A 17,864-nucleotide genomic window follows, 5' to 3' on the forward strand; every position below is an offset into this window, starting at 1 on the left:
TGACGGTCATGCGGGCGCCTCCAGCCGAAGGCCTTCCAGCAAAGGCGGCACGGTGTTGGCCACATCGGCGGCGGTGATCGTCACGAGCTCCTCATCGGTGAAGTCACCGGTCTTGGCGTGTTCAGAGTGGTCCAACCGGAATTCCCGTTCCTCTTCCGACTTTTCAACGACGTTACGAACGAATCGGCCGTTACCGGCGATGTCGAGGCCCCGCCGTTCGACGCCGACGGAGTCGGCCTTGGTGGTGCTGGCGAGGTGGGCGAACAACGACTCGAGATCGTGCAGCGCCGCCTGCTCGAACGCGCTGTCGCGCCGAGTCGCCATGAAGTTGGCGATCTCGATGAGCTCGGCCGGCTGATACGACGGGAAGTCGATGGTCCGGGTGAACCGCGAACGCAGACCCTGGTTGGTGTCCAGGAACCGGTCCAGGTCCGCCCGGTAACCCGCGATGATGACCACCAGGCGGTCACGGTCGTTTTCCATCCTGGCCAGCAGGGTGTCGATGGCCACCAGGCCGAAGTCGTTCTTGGCGCCGGTGGCGACCAGCGCGTACGCCTCGTCCAGGAACAGCACACCGTCCAGCGCGCTGTCGATGATCGCGTTGGTCTTGGCCTCGGTCTCACCGATGTGCTGACCGATCAGGTCGGCCCGGTGGACCTCTTTGATGTTCTCTTTCTTCAAAAGCCCGAGGCCGCAATAGATTTTCGCGACGACACGGGCAATGGTCGTCTTGCCCGTTCCGGGCGGGCCGGTGAACACCAGGTGGTGGGTGCGCTGCGCGACTTCGAGTCCGCGCTCCTTGCGGACCAACTCCATGGCCACCGCGCTCTTGAGCCGCGCGACCTGATCCTTGACCTTCTCCAGTCCGATGAACTCGTCGAGTTCACGTTCGGCCTCGGACAGCAGAACGGCTTTGCGCTCCTGCGCGCCGGGGTCGACGAAGTCGCCGGGCTTGGGCTCGGTGCCGACGTCCCAGGGGTCGAGTCGGGCGTCGATGCGGTCCGACGTGGTCGGGACGATTCCGAAGCTGGTATCCGTCAACGCCTCCTCGACCTGGGCGTTCTCCGGGTTGGCGGCGTACAGGTCCTGCAGCACCTCGCGGGCGGTGTCCTCGTCACCGTCCGCACGCAGCGACAGCGCCCGCGCCAGCGCACCGTCCACGGCGGCGACGGCGACAGGGCCTTCCGGCTCCTCGAGGTAGGCCAGGGCCGCAGCAAACATGCCGAGGCGGGCCAGCGCGATGCCGAGGGCGATCTTCGCGGCGTGGGCGAAGTGCTCGTCGAGCTTGGCGTCGTTGACGATCGGAGACAGCAGTTTGACCACGTCCGCCCACCGCTCGGCGCGGTAGTGGATGGTCGTGGCAACCCAGCGCGCCTCGTTCGAACTCGGCTTGCGCCGGCTGACCGCGGAGACCAGATCGTGGGCCTCGGCAAATCGGCCCGCGCCCGCCAGAGCAGACGCGTAGGCCAGGTGGAAATCGTCGGGCTCGGTGGCCCGGAACTTGAGGTAAAGCCCGGTGTCGTAACGGAACCCGAGCGAGCCCTCGGGCAGTTCAACGCGGCGCCGCAAGACCCCGGCCGTCGCTGCGTTGTGTGAAATCGCTTCCAGCACAGGGAGGGACGTGTCGCCGGCGGCAGCCAGCCCGACCCACGCATCGGCCTGATCGTGGGCAATGCGAACCAGACCGCTGAATCCGGAGCGTGCGGCGGCCAAGTCTGCCGGCCGGGTCCGGTCGTACACGGTCAGCCCGAGCGCCCGGCTACAGGTCGCGAATCGGCTCGCTACATCATCGTCAACCCGGGCCGTTATCGGCCGGGTTGCGACGGCGCCGGTTTCAGCGGTTTCCACGCCTCAGTCTCCCCTTCGGACGTAGTGTTGCCTAAGCTAACTTCGGCGAAGCTAGCATCGCACATGCTAAGTGTCGAGACGCACGTATGGCCGGGATACGTGGCCTCGCGCACACATCTGTGTCCAATAGGACGCTGCAGGTCAGTCGGCATAACCGACCTTCGCGTCAAGTTTTGCCCGAGGCGAGACAAATGAGGCACACGAGCGCCTCGCCGCGGCCTTAATGAAAATGAGTGTCATTACCGCAGGACTGTACGGCATCGCGTCCTCATCGCTTCACGGCCCTGACCAAAGTGTTGCGGGCGATCATCGGGCCGGCCTCGGTCTCGGGCCCGGGAACCGGTCGGCCGACGTCGCGAAGATAGTCGGCCAGCGGGGTCGCGACCGCGTTCCAGCCGTTGTCCTCGAACCACTGCTCCGCCGGCGCGTGCCGCTCGTTGTAGACCAACTGGAAGAACAGCCGGTCGTCGCCGGCGGCCTGCGCCGCACGCTCGGCCTCGACCGCGGCTTCGAATGCCTCGGCCGGCATGGGTGCGCCGTCCTCGACAGCGACGTAACTGCCGGAGCCGGCCAACGCGTCGATGCCGGTGAACAACTGCTCCTGGGCGGCGGCGGGCAGATAGATCAGCAGGCCCTCGGCGATCCACGCCGACGGCTGCGACGCGTCGAAACCGCTGTCGCGCAGAGCCTGTGGCCAGTCCTCGCGAAGGTCGATGTTGATTTCACGTCGCTCGGCGTGGGGCGAGGCGCCCTGCTCGGCGAGCACCTCGCGCTTGAAATCGAGAACCTGCGGACGGTCCAGTTCGAAGATCGTGGTGCCATCCGGCCAGGACAGCCGGTAGGCGCGCGAATCCAGGCCTGCGGCCAGGATCACCACTTGCCGGACACCGGCCTCGGCAGCCTGACCGAAGTACTCGTCGAAGAATCTGGTGCGAGCGCCCTGGAAGTTGACGAAGTTCTCGCCGAAATCGGCCGACGCGAGCTGGTGTTCGGGGTCCGTGCCGTCGAGTACGGCGGCAGCGGAACCACCCACCGCGCGACAGAAGATCTCGGCGAACGGATCCACGGCCAACGGATCCGGTTTCTGCGCTTCCAACGCTCGAGCGGTGGCTACGAACAAGGCAGTCGAACCGACGCTTGTCGTGATGTCCCAGTTGTCGTCGTCAGTACGCATGGCAACCGACCCTACGCGCGCCCAGCAGCGCGCCGACGTCGACCGATTGAGCCACGACGGCATTGAATACGACATTGCGTCGTAGGTACAAGACCCCGTCCCGGTAGGGGGTATTCGCCGCTACACCAACGGGCGGCCGGCCTTGATCCGCCGGTCCAGATCCCACAGTAGGACGTTGAACGGAAACCGCCGGACGAACCTCGGCATCGCGTTGTTCAGCGCACGGAGGCCGGCGATCACCCGGTCGAAGCGGCGCTGTGTCGCGGCATCCCAGTCGAACCGCATCTCGTCGCGAAATCGCTGCGGCAGGAATCCCGCCGTCAGCAGCAGGCCGAGCTTTTCGGGTTGCCGGCGCAGCACGTCGGGCAGACGCAGCTTCTGGATACGCCCTATCGCAATGGGATACAGGAAGCCGCGGACGGCGTCGTCGATGTGGACCTTGTCGAGTTGCTCGCTCCAGTATCGGTCGAACGCCGCGCGGTCCGCGGGCCACATCTCCCGAGGCACCTGCAATGTAGACCCGAGCACCACGGCTTCCTGGTAGTGGCGGTCGGCTTCATCGTCGTCCATCTCGCCGATGAACATCCGGTAGAAGTCCACCCCGCCCTTGTAGAGGCATGCCGCCACCCACAATTGCAGGTCGTGATCGAACGCGTTGTAGTGCACCGGGCTGTCGGGGGTCGAATACACCTGGGCGTGGGCGCGATTCACCGCGCGGCGGAATGCGGCCTTTTGGATGTCGGTGCCGGCCATCGCGACCGCGAGATAGGTGAACGTGGTGCGGGCCCGCTTGATCGGATGCAGGTCGATGCGTCCGCTCTCCACCCGGCTCTCCATCACGCCGTAGCCGACCCCCGGGCGCGCCAATTGCATGATCACGTTGGCCGGGCCGAGCAGCAACGCCATACCCATCAGGGTGTCGTCGAGCTGCGGCGTGCGCCGCCGTCGGTGGCCGCTGATCGGCGGCTCGCTGACCGGGCGCTCGACATGCCTCGTGGGTTCACTGACCGTCATAGACCCGCCTGCCCGCTAATTCTGAGAACGTCTGTTTCCTGATATTGCAGGGTGCTGCGACCGGTGTCAAGATGGAGTCCATGGCCCCCGCCCCGACGACAAGATCGCGGCCGTACCGCGGCATCGACGCCGCCGACCGGCTGGCAGGCCGACGGGCCGGCTTGCTACAGGCAGGGCTCGATCTGCTGGGCGCCGACGACGCCCCGGAGCTGACGGTGCGGGCCGTCTGCCGGCAGGCCGGCCTGGCTGCCCGCTATTTCTACGAAAGCTTCACCGACAAAGACGAATTCGTCGCATCGGTGTTCGACTGGGTGATCGCCGAGATCGCGGCCACCACCCAGGCGGCGGTGGCCGCGGCGCCGCCCGAGGAGCACACCCGCGCCGGCATGGCCAACATCGTCCGCACCGTCGGCGGCGACCCGCGAGTGGGACGGCTGCTGTTCAGCGCGCAGCCGGCAAATGCGGTACTGGTCCGTAAGCGAGTCGAGTCCAGCGCGCTGTTCGCGATGCTTTCCGGCCAGTACGTCGAGAATGCGCTGCACGTACCCGAAAACGACCGGATCAAGGCCGCCGCGCATTTCGTGGTCGGCGGAGTAGGCCAGACGATCGGCGCCTGGCTGGCCGGCGATGTGCGACTCGACCCCGAGCAGCTGGTCGACCACCTCGCGTCGCTGCTCGACGGCCTGGCCGATCCGAGCCTGTACCGCGACTGACTAATGCGCAGCCGGAATACGGCGATCGGCCGACGTCCTGGGCACCGCCTGGACATCACTGTCGGTGAATTCCTTGATCCAGCAGGCGAATTCAAGCGTGATGCCGTCGGGGTCCTGGAAGTAGAACGAGCGTACGTAGACTCCGGGATGCAGGGCGGCCGCGACCTGGCGCGCGCTCTCGTCGTGGTTGAGCACCGGCCCGACCCGCACACCCTTGTCCTTGAGCCGCTGCCGGTAGCTGTCGAACTTCTCGGCCGGCACGTGAAACGCCAAGTGGTTCATGGTGCTGACGGCGCTGGTGATCTCGCCGACGCCCGGGATTGCCGCCGGCGACGACAGCCCCGGCACCCGATCGGGCGCCTCGGCGAACCAGAAGAATGCGACGCAGTCGCCGTTGCCGGCGTCGAAGAAGAAATGCTGCCCCATACCGCCGGGCAGGTCGAGCGACTTGATCAGCGGCATGCCCAGGACGTTGCTGTAGAAGTCCATCGTGCGCGCCATGTCCGAACACACCAGTGCCACATGGTTGATGCCACCGAGTTCGAATTCGGAATTGGGGTTGTGCGGCTTGATCATCCCCGGGCTCCCGTCCGTCGGATCGATCTTGGCTGGTTCCTTGGCGGAGATCTGAATCTGAACCTAACATCAGATTCAGGTCTATTTCTCGAATCCGCCGTCCCGGGAGTCGCATCGATCCCGTAATCACGACGAAGGAGGCCCGTCGGTGCCTGCTGTGTCCGACCCTCCGGCTCATCGCGCGCCACTACCGACGACGCGGGGACGCCGGACTCACGCGGCCATCAACGCCGCCGCCCGATCGGTGATCGCGCGCCAAGGCTTTCTGGCCACCACGATCGCCGACATCGCCACTGAGGCCGGGTGTTCGACGGCCTCGTTCTACAACTACTACGACTCCAAGGAGGCGATGGTCGGCGAATGGGCACTGCGATTCCGCGACGAAGTCAGCGAACGGGCGAAACCGGTTACCCAGCACGGCCTGTCGACCCGCGAGCGCACGTTCCAGGCCGCGGCGGCGCACTGGCACACCTACAAGCATCGACTCGCGGAGATGATCAGCGTCTCGCAGCTGGCGATGATCAACAACGACTTCGCCCAGTACTGGGCTGAAATTTGTTTGATCTCAACGTCATTCATCACCGAGATGGTGCGGCGCGCCCAAGCCGACGGTTACTGCGCAGACGACGATCCGCAGTTGATCGCGGTGGCGATCGTCGCGATGCTCAATCAGTTCTGCTATCTGCAATTGGCCGGCCCGACCGTCGAACCCGACGACGATGCCTGCATCGCCACGTTGGCGAATATCTTCTATCGAGCCATCTACCACCAGGAGGCCGCTGAGTGAGTCGTACCGCCGGCACGCCCGGGGTTGTCCGTGAATTCATCGGCTTGCCGTCACCAACCGGCCGACGCGCCGGTGCGGGCGGGCACCCGTGCCAAGGCCTCTATCACCGTGGCGTCGGGCGGAAGCCGAAGGTCGCGGTGATCGCCACCCATTACCAAATCGACTTCTCCGAGCACTATCTGGCCGACTACCTGGCCACCCGGGGCGTCGGGTTCCTGGGGTGGAACACCCGCTTCCGCGGATTCGAGAGCAGCTTCCTGCTCGATCACGCGTTGGTCGACATCGGCGTCGGAGTGCGCTGGCTACGCGACACCCAGGCGGTGGAAAGGGTTGTGCTGCTGGGTAATTCCGGTGGAGGCTCGTTGATGGCCGCCTACCAGGCACAGGCCACCGACCCGCACGTGACGGCGATGCCCGGCATGCGCCCCGCCGCGGGACTGACCGACCTGCCGCCCGCGGACGGCTACGTGGCCAGTGCGGCGCACCCGGGACGGCCGGACGTGCTGACCGCGTGGATGGACGGCTCGGTCGTCGACGAGAACGACCCGACCGCCACCGACCCGGACCTGGACCTGTTCGACGAGCGCAACGGGCCGCCGTTTTCACCCGACTTCCTCACCCGATACCGCTCGGCGCAGGTCGACCGGAACAACGCGATCACCGACTGGGTCGAAGCCGAATTGAAACATGTTCGGGCCGCTGGCTTTTCGGATCGGCCGTTTACCGTGATGCGGACATGGGCCGACCCGCGGATGGTCGACCCGACGATCGAGCCGACTCATCGCCAGCCCAACTTCTGCTACGCGGGTTTACCCGCCAAGGCCAACCGCTCGGCGCACGGCATCGCTGCGGCCTGCACCCTGCGCAACTGGCTGGCCATGTGGAGCCTGCGTACCGCGCAGACCCGGGCCGAGCCGCACCTCGCCCGGATCACCTGTCCCGCGCTGGTGATCAACGCCGAGGCCGACACCGGCGTCTTCCCGTCGGATGCGCAGCGGATCTACGACGCGCTGGCCGGCACCGACAAGTCGCGATGCTCTATCGACACCGACCACTACTTCACCACGCCGGGTGCTCGCAGCGAGCAGGCCGACACCATCGCCAAATGGATTGCCAAGCGGTGGCGCTGAGAGTCCTGGCTCACTTCGTTCCGGGGCCGAAAGTGCTGGAATTCCTTGCACTGGAAGCTGATTGGCTCGACATCGTCTGGTGCTCCGACGACGAGGCGTTTTACCGCGAAGTACCCGAAGCCGACGTGATCTGGCACGTCCTGCGGCCGCTGTCCGAGTCCGACCTGAGCCGAGCCGAGCGGACGCGGCTGGTGCACAAGTTCGGCGCCGGGGTCAACACGGTCGATGTCGAGGCCGCCACCCGGCAGGGCATCGCGGTGGCGAACATGCCCGGCGCCAACGCGCCGTCGGTCGCCGAGGGCACGCTGTTGCTGATGCTGGCGGCCCTGCGCCGTCTCCCTGTGCTCGATCGAGCTACCCGCGACGGCCGCGGCTGGCCGTCGGACCCGCAGCTGGGCGAGACCGTTCGCGACATCGGCGGCTGCACAGTCGGATTGGTCGGCTACGGCAACATCGCCAGACAGGTAGCCGGAATCCTCGCCGCGATGGGCGCCACCGTGCTGCACACCAGCACAGCGGACGACGGGCTGCCGGGCTGGCGGCCGCTGCGGGAGTTGCTCGCCGACAGCGACATCGTCTCGTTGCACCTGCCGTTGACCGCGGACACCGAAGGGCTGATCGGCCGCGACGCGATAGCGGGGATGAAGGCCGGCGCGGTACTGGTCAACACCTCACGAGGGCCGATCGTCGACGAGGCGGCTCTCGCCGAGGCCCTGCGCGACGGACGGCTGGCCGCGGCCGGGCTGGACGTCTTCGGTGTCGAGCCGGTCGCGGCGGACAACCCGCTGCTGGAGCTCGACAACGTCGTGCTCACCCCGCACGTCACCTGGTACACCGTCGACACGATGCGGCGCTATCTGGTCGAGGCTGTGGCCAACTGCCGCCGGCTTCGGGACGGCGAGCCACTGGCCCATGTGGTCAACCAACCCACCGGTTGTTAGCTTGGGAGAAAGCTGTCACAGCGCCCGGAATCCGAGGAAGGCGACCAATGCCGATCGCAATCAATCCTGAACATCAAGACCTGGCCGACTCGGTGCGTGCACTGGTGGCGCGGGTGGCGCCGTCGGAGGTCCTGCACGCCGCGCTCGAGACACCGCTCGACAACCCTCCGCCGTACTGGCAGGCCGCGGCCGATCAGGGCCTGCAGGGGGTGCATCTCGCCGAATCCGTTGGCGGACAAGGGTTCGGCATTCTGGAGCTCGCCGTCACGCTGGCCGAGTTCGGCTACGGCGCGGTACCCGGACCGTTCGTCCCGTCGACGATCGCGAGCGCGCTGATCTCCGCGCACGACCCCGACGCCAAGGTCCTGGTTGATCTGGCGTCCGGCACGGCGATCGCGGCCTACGCGCTGGACTCCGCACTGACCGCCACACGTCAGGGGGCTTCCCTGGTCATCCGTGGTGAGGCCCGCGCGGTTCCGGCCGCGGCACAAGCCTCGCTGCTGGTGTTGCCGGTGGCGATCGACAGCGGCGAAGAGTGGGTGGTGCTGCAGTCCGATCAACTCGAGATCGAGCCGGTCGCCGGTGTCGACCCGCTGCGACCCATCGCCCACGTGCGCGCCAATGCCGTCGAGGTCTCAGACGACGTCGTGCTGAGCAACCTCGACACGGTGAGCGCCCGGGCGCTGATCACAACGCTGCTGTCCGCCGAAGCCGTCGGGGTGTCGCGGTGGGCCACCGACACCGCGTCGGAATACGCCAAGATCCGCGAACAGTTCGGTCGGCCGATCGGGCAGTTCCAGGCCGTCAAGCACAAGTGCTCCGAGATGATCGCCGACACCGAGCGCGCCACGGCCGCCGTCTGGGACGCCGCGCGCGCGATCGACGAGTCGCGCGAGAACAACGGAGACGCTCAGGGTGCCAAGGTGGAGTTCGCTGCCGCGGTGGCGGCGACCCTGGCGCCGGCCGCTGCCCAGCGCTGCGCTCAGGACTGCATTCAGGTGCACGGCGGCATCGGGTTCACCTGGGAACACGATACGAACGTCTACTACCGTCGGGCGCTGGTGATCGCCGCCGGGTTCGGGCGTAAGACCGAGTACCCCCAGCGGGTCGTCGACACCGCCACCGGTACCGGCATGCGCACTCTCGACATCGATCTGGACCCCGACACCCAGAGAGTGCGCGACGACATTCGCGCGGAAGTTGCCGCGCTCAAGGGCATCTCACACGACGAGCGCAACACGGCGATCGCCGAGGGCGGCTGGGTGCTGCCGCATCTACCCAGGCCGTGGGGACGTGACGCCAACCCCGTCGAACAGATCATCATCGCTCAGGAATTCAATACCGGGCGGGTCCGGCGGCCACCGATGGGCATCGCGGCCTGGGTCGTGCCGTCGATCGTGGCATTCGGCACCGACGAGCAGAAGCAACGCTTTCTGCCGCCCACGTTCCGCGGCGAAATGATCTGGTGCCAGCTGTTTTCCGAGCCTGGCGCCGGGTCCGACCTGGCCAGTTTGACCACCAAGGCGACCAAGGTCGACGGCGGCTGGCGTATCACCGGTCAGAAGATCTGGACCACAGCAGCGCAGTTCTCGCAGTGGGGAGCGCTGCTGGCCCGGACGAATCCCAGTGCGCCCAAACACAACGGCATCACCTACTTCCTGCTGGACATGAAAAGCGAAGGGGTCGAAGTCAAGCCACTGCGCGAGCTGACCGGCGGCGAGATGTTCAACACCGTCTTCATCGACGACGTGTTCGTGCCCGATGAACTGGTACTCGGCGAGGCCGACCGCGGCTGGGAAGTCAGCCGCAATACGCTGACCGCGGAACGGGTTTCGATCGGCAGCAGCGAGGCGCCCTTCCTGGCCAGCCTCGACCAGTTCGTCGAGTTCGTCCGTGACGGGCACTTCGACCAGATCGCGCAGAACCGCGCCGGTCAGCTGATCGCCGAGGGGCACGCCGCCAAGCTGCTCAACCTGCGCTCGACGCTGTTGACGCTGGCCGGCGGAGACGCAATGCCGTCGGCGGCCATCTCCAAGCTGTTGTCGATGCGCACCGGGCAGGGCTACGCCGAATTCGGGCTGTCCTCGTTCGGCGCCGAGGGAGCGATCGCAGATCTCGGCCAGCCGTCGGGAAAGTGGGCGGAATACCTGTTGGCCAGCCGGGCGACCACCATTTACGGCGGCACGTCGGAAGTCCAGCTCAACATCATCGCGGAGCGACTCCTGGGCCTGCCCCGCGACCCGTAGGCCCACCTATAACGAAGTTCACGCCGACCTGACGGAGCTCAGATCGGCGTGAACCTGTTGAGGGGGCGGCTGGCCCCGTTTGTCCAAGAACGAGGCCAGCCTTATTCCCCCTGGTTGCTGGGGCTCACCACCAACGGTGGTGTCCACCCCAGAATCCCGGGTGGCCCCAGAAGCCGTGGTGCCCCAGGCCCCAGCCGCGGTGACCCCAGCCCCAGCCGTGGCCCCAACCGCGGTGTCCCAAGCCCCAACCGTGGTGGTGTCCACCCCAGAAGCCCCGGTGCCCCCAGAAGCCGCCGTGGCCGAAGCCAGGGATGTGCGGACCGTGGTGGCCGAACCCGGGAACGTGCGGCCGTAGCGGCATCGGCGCGATGTGCGCCGGGCCGACTGCGGGGATGGGCGCCGCCGGTGCGGCGTTGGCTGCGGGGGCTGCACCTAAGAACATTGCGCCGGCCACCGCGCCTGCGCCGACTGCGCTCGCGGCGAAGCGGCGGGCTGAAGAGAGTGAAAACGACATTTGATTGCTCCTTCGTCATCTGGTGACTGACACCGAGAACGTTAAAGCTCCAGGCTTAGCAAACACTAAATGTAACTGCTAAATAGCCTGAGAATGTTGTTTTAGGCTTTGACCAGCTAATACTTTGGCTATGAGGCATTTCTCGCCTTCACGCCATTGTGTCCATACTGCTTCCAGTAGCTCCTCACGTACGGGCTTACTGGTTTCAGTAACTACTGGCCTGCCTTTAACAGGAGCTCAACTACACTCTCAGTAGGTACTGGTGTCAGTGAAAACATGCATCCGTAAATCCTCAATGGCACATTCACTTATTCAAGTAAATACGTCCAACAAGTTCTTCTAGATGGTTTGCAGCGAATCAGAGCATGCAATTGTGCGCCATCTATTCGACTGTACGCATTTCATTTCAGCAATCGCAATCCGTAACGTGGTCGCCGCCGGGACCGGACCCGTTGCGCAGGGTGCCGCGTCGAGGAGCGGCGTGCCGCGGCTGCGAGATGCGCCTTTGACCGACATACTCGACTCCTGATGTACTGAAAGCTCACGTCAACCGAAGGTCGATCCGACGCATGGATTCCAGCTCGCCGTCTTTTCGAGCCAAACCGCCCGGCCGCGCCGATGCCTCGGCGCAGACCGAGCGCTTCTCGAGCATCCGGCAGAAGTTCGATGACAAGAAGCCCAGCCCCCGCGGCCAGCGCACGCGTCGCACCGTCGACCTCTCGCCGGCAACCCACCGCGCGCTCGACATCTGGCAACGCGACGCCGCCGACCGGCTCGGATATGCGCGGGTCACCGGACAGGAAGTGATCTCGGCTCTCATCGAGTTGCTGCTGTCAGACGCGAAGCTGTCCGCCGAAGTCACCCGGAGTATCCGCGAACGACGCTGAAGCCGACGGTGCTAGCTTCGCCGACATGGCAGAAACTGAGCGGACCAATCGGCGTGAGCAGGGTGTCACGGGCGAACGCGCCACCTTGGAAGCCTTCCTCGACGACTACCGAGACATCTTGGTGCGCAAGGTATCCGGCCTGTCCGAGGCCGATGCCCGTCGACATCTCGTCACGTCGGCCACCACGGTCGGCGGGTTGGTCAAACACCTTCGCTGGGCAGAGTACGGCTGGTTCGACCAGTTCTTGCAGGGGCGATTGGACGACAACCGTCGCACGCACGACCGGGCCTGGGAGTTCGACATGCAGCCCGACGAGTCATTGCCGGGCCTGATCACCGAGTACCGGGCGCAGTGCGAGGAATCCCGTCGCACTGCCGCGAAGTACCCGCTCGATCATGAGCTGCGTCACGGGCGACTCGGCACCACGGTGTCGCTACGTTGGATCTACGTGCACATGATCCAGGAGATCGCCAGGCACACCGGTCAGATCGACATTCTGCGGGAGCAGCTCGACGGCAGCACCGGCTTCGAATAACCGGCAACCCGTCGCGCTAGTCGGCGTCGATCTCGCGCAGTTCGCGCTTGAGAATCTTCCCGGTCGGGTTGCGCGGCAGTTCGTCCAGGAAGATCACCTCGCGCGGCACTTTGTACTTGGCCAGCTGATCCTTCACATGCTTCTTGACGGCGTCCTCGTCGAGGCTCGCGTTGCCCTTCTTAACCACGAAGGCCCGCAGCCGGTGCCCCCACTCCTTGTCCTCGACGCCGATCGCGGTGGCCTCCACGACGTCGGGGTGTCCGCTGATGCAGTCCTCCACTTCGGCCGGGAACACGTTCTCCCCACCGGAGACGATCATCTCGTCGTCGCGGCCGCTGATGTAGAGCAGGCCCTTCTCGTCGAAGTAGCCGACGTCGCCGGACGACAGCAGACCGTCGATGATCTGCTTGTTGCCGCCGCCGGTGTAGCCCTCGAACGGGAAGCTGGTGCCGACGAAGATCCGGCCCACCTCGCCCTGCGGCAACTCCTTGCCGTTGTCGTCGTAGATCCTGACCTTCACGCCCTTGACCGGCGGCCCGGCCGTGGTGGAGTTGTACTTCAGGTGCTCGGGCCCGGCGATGGTGGCGAACGCGATCTCGGTGGAGCCGTACATGTTGTAGACGACCGGACCGATGTCCTTCAGTGCCCGCTCGGCGACGTCGGCGCCCAGCGCCGAACCCGAGACGAAGATGATCCGCAGGCTGGACAGGTCGGGCTTGCCGTCGATCTTGTCCAGCGCGTCGAGCATGCGCGACAGCATCACCGGCACCACGACGACCGCACTCACCTTGTGCTTCTCGATGTCCTGGAACACCTGCTCCGGTTTGAACTTGCTGTGCAGCACCAGCGTCGACCCCAGGAACATGCCGATGGTGGCGTGCAGGAACCCCAGGGCGTGGAACATCGGCGCCGGCAGCGAGGTCACTTCATTGGCTTTGAACGGGACGTGCGAGAGGATTCCGCCGATCGGCGCCAACGTCGGCGGGGTGCTGCGGTTGGCGCCCTTCGGAGTGCCGGTGGTTCCGCTGGTCAGAATGATGATCGACGAATGCTTGCTGGCCTTCGGCGCCGCCGACCTGCTGTTGGCGGCGACCAGGTCGGCCAGGGTCTCGTCGGTGCTGCCGGAATCCTCGCCGTCCGGGTTGGTCGGCAGAGCCCGCAGTTTGCCCAGCGGCGGATCGGCTTTGCTGACGTCCTCGGTGTACTCGTCGTCGTAGATGATCAGCTTGGCGCCCTCGCGGTCGGACACTTCCTTGATCTGCGGGCCGGAGAACGAGCTGTTGAGCAGGATGATCCGGGCGCCGACCCGGGCGCAGCCGAACTCGGCGATGGCGAACCACCGGTGGTTGCGCGCCAGAATCGCGACCCCGTCGCCACCCTTGACACCTTTGGCGAGCAGCCCGTGGGCGACGGCGTTCGCGGCCTCGTCGAGCTCCTTGTAGGTCAACTCGCCGTCGTCGTCGATGATCGCGGCACGATCAGGGGTCCGCCTCGCATTGAAAGACGGCAGCATCCCGATCTCGCCCCACTTCGCGATCTCGGCGGCCATCGCGGCGTAGTTCAGCGGGTTCTCCAACCTGAACGTGCCGGATTCGATGATCTTCCGGAGGTAGTGCAGTTCGGATAACCCGCGCTCGGCGTATTGCTGGACCTTGGCTACCGCCTGGCCAGGCAGATCGATCGGATTAGGCATGTCGTCCACCCTATGTGACGTAGGTCGCACGGCGGTCGGAACGCAGTGCCGAATTAGCATGTGCCCATGGCTCCGGTGTCGCTAAACGTCGGCGGACGCCAGGTTGTTCTCACCCACCCCGACAAGGTGGTGTTCCCAGATCGGGATGGGCAGATCGGTCTCACCAAGCTGGACCTGATCGACTACTACCTGGCGGTCGCCGACGGCGCCCTGCGCGGAGTGGCGGGGCGGCCGATGATCCTCAAGCGGTTCGTCAAGGGCATCGACCAGGAGGCCGTCTTCCAGAAGCGCGCCCCGGAGATGCGGCCCGACTGGGTCGACGTGGCCGAACTTCGCTACGCACGAGGCACCTCGGCCAAAGAGGCGGTCCTCCATGATGCGGCCGGGTTGGCCTGGGCGATCAATCTGGGCTGCGTCGACCTCAACCCGCACCCCGTACTCGCCGACGATCTGGAGCATCCCGACGAATTGCGTGTCGATCTGGACCCGATGCCCGGAGTGACGTGGCGGCAGATCGTCGACGTCGCGCAGGTGGCCCGCGAGGTGCTGGAGGATCACGGCCTCACCGCCTGGCCCAAGACGTCCGGTTCACGCGGCTTCCACATCTACGCGCGGATCGCGCCGAACTGGTCCTTCCGGCAGGTGCGGCTCGCGGCCCAGACGGTGGCACGCGAGGTGGAGCGACGCGCACCGGAACTGGCCACCAGCCGATGGTGGAAAGAAGAACGCGAGGGCGTCTTCGTCGACTTCAACCAGAACGCCAAAGACCGCACCGTCGCGTCGGCGTACTCGGTGCGGGCCACACCGGATGCGCGAGTGTCCACGCCCCTGGCGTGGGACGAGGTCACCGACTGCGACCCCGCCGAGTTCACCGTGCGGACAGTGCCGCAGCGGTTCGCCGACATCGGCGACCCGTGGGCCGGGATGAACGAATCCGCCGGCGGTCTCGACCAATTGCTCACGCTGGCCGAGGAACTCGGCCCCGCGGAGAAAGCGCCGAAGGGTGCGCGGCGGGACGGGTCAGGGCGACGCCAGTCGGTGATGCCGCTGATCGAGGTCGCCCGCACCAAAACCAAGGACGAAGCGATGGCTGCGCTGCAGACCTGGCGTGGGCGTCATCCGGTGGCGGCCGAATGCCTGCAACCGGCCGACGTACTGGTCGACGGTATGCGCGGACCGAGTTCGATCTGGTACCGGATCCGGATCAACCTGCAACATGTGCCGCTCGACCAGCGGCCGGCGCAGGAGGAATTGATTGCCGACTACAGTCCTTGGCCGACTGGACGGGGCACTTGACCGCGCTAGGCTCACGCCATGGGCGACGACTGGAATCGGCGCGGCTTCTTTCGCGCCGGCGCGACAGCCAGCCTGCTGGTGCTCGCGGGCTGCTCTTCGGATAAGTCCCCGCCCGCCGCGACCGGGCATGACGGGCCGGTCACCATCACCCACGCCTTCGGCGAGACGACCATCTCGCAGCCGCCGAAGCGAGTGGTCAGCGCGGGCTTCACCGGGCAGGACGATCTGCTGGCCCTCGGCGTAATCCCGGTCGCGGTGACCAACTGGTTCGGCGACCAGCCGTTCGGCGTCTGGCCGTGGGCCCAGCCCAAGCTCGGCGCAGCCAAACCCGTTGTGCTGAATCTGGACAACGGGATTGACGTCAAGCAGATCTCGACGCTGAAGCCCGACTTGATCGTCGCCACCGACGCGGGTCTGGATCAGGACACCTACCAGAAGCTGACCGCGATCGCGCCGACGCTGGCGCAGTCCGACGGCGAGGCGTTCTTCGAGCCCTGGAAAGACCAGGCCAAAGCCATCGGTCAGGCGGTCTTCCAGTCCGGCCAGATCGCCTCGCTGATCGACGGTGTCGACAAAGCCTTCGCCACCGTCGCGGACAAATATCAACAGTTCAAGAACAAGCGGGTACTGCTGCTGCAGGGCAGGACGCATGACGACAACCTGGTGGCCATCACCGGTTGGCAGACCGACTTCCTCACCCAGATGGGCCTGGCGGTCCCCGACAGCCTCACCGCGCTGGCCGTCGATCAGCGGCGCGCCTTCATCCCCCGCGACAAGGTCAAGTCCGTTCTCGGTGACGCCGACCTGTTGATCTGGACGACCGAAAGCGACCAGGACCGGGCCGGTCTGCTTGCCAATCATGATGTGGCAGAACTGCGTTCACGCAGTATTTTCACCACCAAGGAGCAGGCCGGGGCGATCGCCTATGCGTCACCGCTGAGTTATCCGCTGGTGGCGGAGCAGCTGCCCCCGCTGATCGCCGACATCCTGCGCTAGAACGTGACCGTTCTCGACTACGGGGATCAGGCGCTGTTGTTGCAATTCGACAGCACCGCCGAGGTTTTGGCGTGGGCCGACGAGCTGCGTGACACCGCGATGCCGGAGGTGCTCGACATCGTCCCGGCCGCCCGGACGGTGCTGCTCCGGCTCGACGGTCCCGGCCGGCAGGCCGTGGTCCGCCGTCGGCTCGATGCCCTGCGGGTGACACCCGGCGCGGCGCCGACCATGTCGGGTGAGCCACTGGTGATCGACGTCGTGTACGACGGTGCCGATCTCGACGAGGTGGCCGGCCTGACCGGCCTGAGCGCCGCCGACGTGATCACCGCGCACACCGCACAGCCGTGGCTTGTCGGATTCTGCGGCTTCGCACCGGGTTTCGCGTATCTGGTCGGCGGCGACCCGCGCCTGGCCGTGCCGCGTCGGGCCGAGCCGCGCACGTCGGTTCCAGCCGGGGCGGTCGCGCTGGCCGGCGAATTCACCGGCATATATCCGCGCCCCTCCCCCGGCGGCTGGCAGGTGATCGGTCGCACCGACGCCACGTTGTGGGACCTCGACCGACCCGAGCCGGCGTTGCTCACACCGGGCACCGGCGTGCAGTTCCGGGCCACCCGGACATGACGACGCTGGAGGTGCTGTCCACCGGACCGCTGGCCGTCGTCCAGGACCTCGGCCGGCCCGGGTTCGCCCACCTGGGCGTCACGCGGTCCGGAGCGGCCGATCGGCGCGCCCACGCGCTGGCCAATCGGCTGGTGGCCAACCCGGACGACCGCGCCGGCATCGAGGTGGCGATGGGCGGGTTCGCCGCACGAATCCACGGCGGGGGCGTCGACATCGCCGTCACCGGCGCCGACCCGGACGCGCGAATCAATTCGACGAGGTTTGGCGCCAACAGCATTCAGCACGTGACCGACGGCGAGGTGGTCACGCTGGGTATCCCGCGGACCGGGCTGCGCAGCTACCTGGCGGTGCGCGGGGGCATCGACGTCAACCCGGTCCTCGGATCCCGCAGCTATGACGTGCTGTCGCGGATCGGCCCGGCACCGCTGCGGCCCGGCGACGTGCTGACGATCGGAGCGCACACCGAGCGGTACCCCGAACTCGACCAGGCCCCCGTCGAGCCGATCACCGGCCGGCTCGTGGAACTCGCGGTCATACCCGGCCCCCGCGACGACTGGATCGCCGACGTCGACGCCCTGGTCCACACTGTCTGGACGACCTCCGAGCGCAGCGACCGCGTCGGCGTGCGGCTCCAGGGCCGACCGCTGACGCACCGCGACCCCAGCCGGCAGCTGCCCAGCGAGGGCGCCACCCGCGGCGCGATCCAGGTGCCACCCAACGGATTACCGGTCATCCTGGGCCCCGACCATCCGGTCACCGGCGGCTACCCCGTGGTCGGCGTGGTCGCCGATGCCGACATCGACAAGGTCGCCCAGGTGCGACCCGGCCAACCCGTGCGGCTGCACTGGTCGCGACCCGGAGGTCTGGCGGCGGTTCAGTCGAACTGGTAGACC

The 17,864-nt window shown here is 66.5% G+C and carries 17 protein-coding genes; 11 read left to right on the forward strand and 6 right to left on the reverse strand.

Features of this window, described 5'->3' with window-relative positions:
- Nucleotides 1–6: 6 nt before the first annotated feature.
- The 3 genes from eccA to ACZYW1_RS09455 all read right to left on the reverse strand — a co-directional run bounded on the left by eccA (nucleotide 7) and on the right by ACZYW1_RS09455 (nucleotide 4,036).
- The gene (gene eccA, locus ACZYW1_RS09445) at nucleotides 7–1,848 is read right to left on the reverse strand and encodes a type VII secretion AAA-ATPase EccA (RefSeq protein ID WP_463785212.1); all 1,842 of its coding nucleotides are present in this window, start codon (nucleotides 1,846–1,848) and stop codon (nucleotides 7–9) included.
- A gap of 268 nt (nucleotides 1,849–2,116) precedes the next feature.
- The gene (locus ACZYW1_RS09450) at nucleotides 2,117–3,022 is read right to left on the reverse strand and encodes a class I SAM-dependent methyltransferase (RefSeq protein ID WP_463785215.1); all 906 of its coding nucleotides are present in this window, start codon (nucleotides 3,020–3,022) and stop codon (nucleotides 2,117–2,119) included.
- Between the two features lie 120 nt (nucleotides 3,023–3,142).
- Nucleotides 3,143–4,036: an oxygenase MpaB family protein gene (locus tag ACZYW1_RS09455; protein WP_463785217.1), complete on the reverse strand. Its 894-nt coding sequence runs from the start codon at nucleotides 4,034–4,036 to the stop codon at nucleotides 3,143–3,145.
- An 80-nt stretch (nucleotides 4,037–4,116) separates the two neighbouring features.
- Here ACZYW1_RS09455 and ACZYW1_RS09460 point away from each other — a divergent pair, with 80 nt between their 5' ends.
- The gene (locus ACZYW1_RS09460; protein ID WP_463785219.1) at nucleotides 4,117–4,749 is read left to right on the forward strand and encodes a TetR/AcrR family transcriptional regulator; all 633 of its coding nucleotides are present in this window, start codon (nucleotides 4,117–4,119) and stop codon (nucleotides 4,747–4,749) included.
- Here ACZYW1_RS09460 and ACZYW1_RS09465 read toward each other — a convergent pair whose 3' ends face one another.
- Entirely contained in the window at nucleotides 4,750–5,325 is a 576-nt protein-coding gene (locus ACZYW1_RS09465; protein ID WP_463785221.1) for a VOC family protein, read from the reverse strand. It lies immediately after the preceding gene.
- Between the two features lie 148 nt (nucleotides 5,326–5,473).
- Between ACZYW1_RS09465 and ACZYW1_RS09470 the strand changes: the two genes are divergently transcribed.
- Genes ACZYW1_RS09470 through ACZYW1_RS09485 form a run of 4 tightly spaced genes read left to right on the forward strand, consistent with a single transcriptional unit; the run spans nucleotide 5,474 to nucleotide 10,429 of the window.
- Nucleotides 5,474–6,112 carry a TetR/AcrR family transcriptional regulator gene (locus tag ACZYW1_RS09470; RefSeq protein ID WP_463785223.1) on the forward strand — a complete coding sequence of 213 codons (639 nt, stop codon included), beginning with the start codon at nucleotides 5,474–5,476 and terminating at the stop codon, nucleotides 6,110–6,112.
- Nucleotides 6,109–7,242, forward strand: coding sequence for an alpha/beta hydrolase family protein (locus ACZYW1_RS09475; protein ID WP_463785225.1), 1,134 nt, complete (start codon nucleotides 6,109–6,111; stop codon nucleotides 7,240–7,242). Before ACZYW1_RS09470 ends, ACZYW1_RS09475 begins: the two co-directional genes overlap by 4 nt.
- Nucleotides 7,218–8,183: a 2-hydroxyacid dehydrogenase gene (locus ACZYW1_RS09480; RefSeq protein ID WP_463785226.1), complete on the forward strand. Its 966-nt coding sequence runs from the start codon at nucleotides 7,218–7,220 to the stop codon at nucleotides 8,181–8,183. The genes ACZYW1_RS09475 and ACZYW1_RS09480 overlap by 25 nt, the downstream gene beginning before the upstream one ends.
- 47 nt (nucleotides 8,184–8,230) lie before the next feature.
- Nucleotides 8,231–10,429: an acyl-CoA dehydrogenase gene (locus ACZYW1_RS09485; RefSeq protein WP_463785228.1), complete on the forward strand. Its 2,199-nt coding sequence runs from the start codon at nucleotides 8,231–8,233 to the stop codon at nucleotides 10,427–10,429.
- 124 nt (nucleotides 10,430–10,553) lie between these two features.
- On the opposite strand, the gene ACZYW1_RS09490 is transcribed toward ACZYW1_RS09485, so the two are convergent.
- A complete protein-coding gene (locus ACZYW1_RS09490) occupies nucleotides 10,554–10,943 on the reverse strand; it encodes a hypothetical protein (protein WP_463785230.1) in 390 nt (129 codons plus the stop codon).
- Nucleotides 10,944–11,512: 569 nt separating this feature from the next.
- Here ACZYW1_RS09490 and ACZYW1_RS09495 point away from each other — a divergent pair.
- A complete protein-coding gene (locus ACZYW1_RS09495; RefSeq protein ID WP_463785232.1) occupies nucleotides 11,513–11,830 on the forward strand; it encodes a hypothetical protein in 318 nt (105 codons plus the stop codon).
- Nucleotides 11,831–11,855: 25 nt separating this feature from the next.
- Nucleotides 11,856–12,365 (forward strand): DinB family protein, encoded by a 510-nt coding sequence (locus ACZYW1_RS09500; RefSeq protein ID WP_463785233.1) that lies wholly within the window; start codon nucleotides 11,856–11,858, stop codon nucleotides 12,363–12,365.
- A gap of 16 nt (nucleotides 12,366–12,381) precedes the next feature.
- Here the strand turns inward: ACZYW1_RS09500 and fadD2 are convergent, their stop codons facing one another.
- Nucleotides 12,382–14,058, reverse strand: a complete 1,677-nt coding sequence (gene fadD2 / locus ACZYW1_RS09505) for a long-chain-fatty-acid--CoA ligase FadD2 (RefSeq protein ID WP_463785235.1) — start codon at nucleotides 14,056–14,058, stop codon at nucleotides 12,382–12,384.
- A 66-nt stretch (nucleotides 14,059–14,124) separates the two neighbouring features.
- Between fadD2 and ACZYW1_RS09510 the strand changes: the two genes are divergently transcribed.
- The 4 genes from ACZYW1_RS09510 to ACZYW1_RS09525 are packed head-to-tail and all read left to right on the forward strand — an operon-like array spanning nucleotide 14,125 to nucleotide 17,861.
- The gene (locus ACZYW1_RS09510; protein WP_463785236.1) at nucleotides 14,125–15,354 is read left to right on the forward strand and encodes a DNA polymerase domain-containing protein; all 1,230 of its coding nucleotides are present in this window, start codon (nucleotides 14,125–14,127) and stop codon (nucleotides 15,352–15,354) included.
- A gap of 18 nt (nucleotides 15,355–15,372) precedes the next feature.
- Entirely contained in the window at nucleotides 15,373–16,350 is a 978-nt protein-coding gene (locus tag ACZYW1_RS09515; protein ID WP_463785238.1) for an ABC transporter substrate-binding protein, read from the forward strand.
- A 3-nt stretch (nucleotides 16,351–16,353) separates the two neighbouring features.
- On the forward strand, nucleotides 16,354–16,971 hold the full coding sequence (locus ACZYW1_RS09520) for a 5-oxoprolinase subunit B family protein (RefSeq protein ID WP_463785240.1): 618 nt from the start codon (nucleotides 16,354–16,356) through the stop codon (nucleotides 16,969–16,971).
- Entirely contained in the window at nucleotides 16,968–17,861 is an 894-nt protein-coding gene (locus ACZYW1_RS09525; RefSeq protein WP_463785241.1) for a 5-oxoprolinase/urea amidolyase family protein, read from the forward strand. Before ACZYW1_RS09520 ends, ACZYW1_RS09525 begins: the two co-directional genes overlap by 4 nt.
- Nucleotides 17,862–17,864: the final 3 nt, after the last annotated feature.

The sequence above is a fragment of the Mycobacterium sp. IDUB_36 genome (assembly GCF_055419225.1).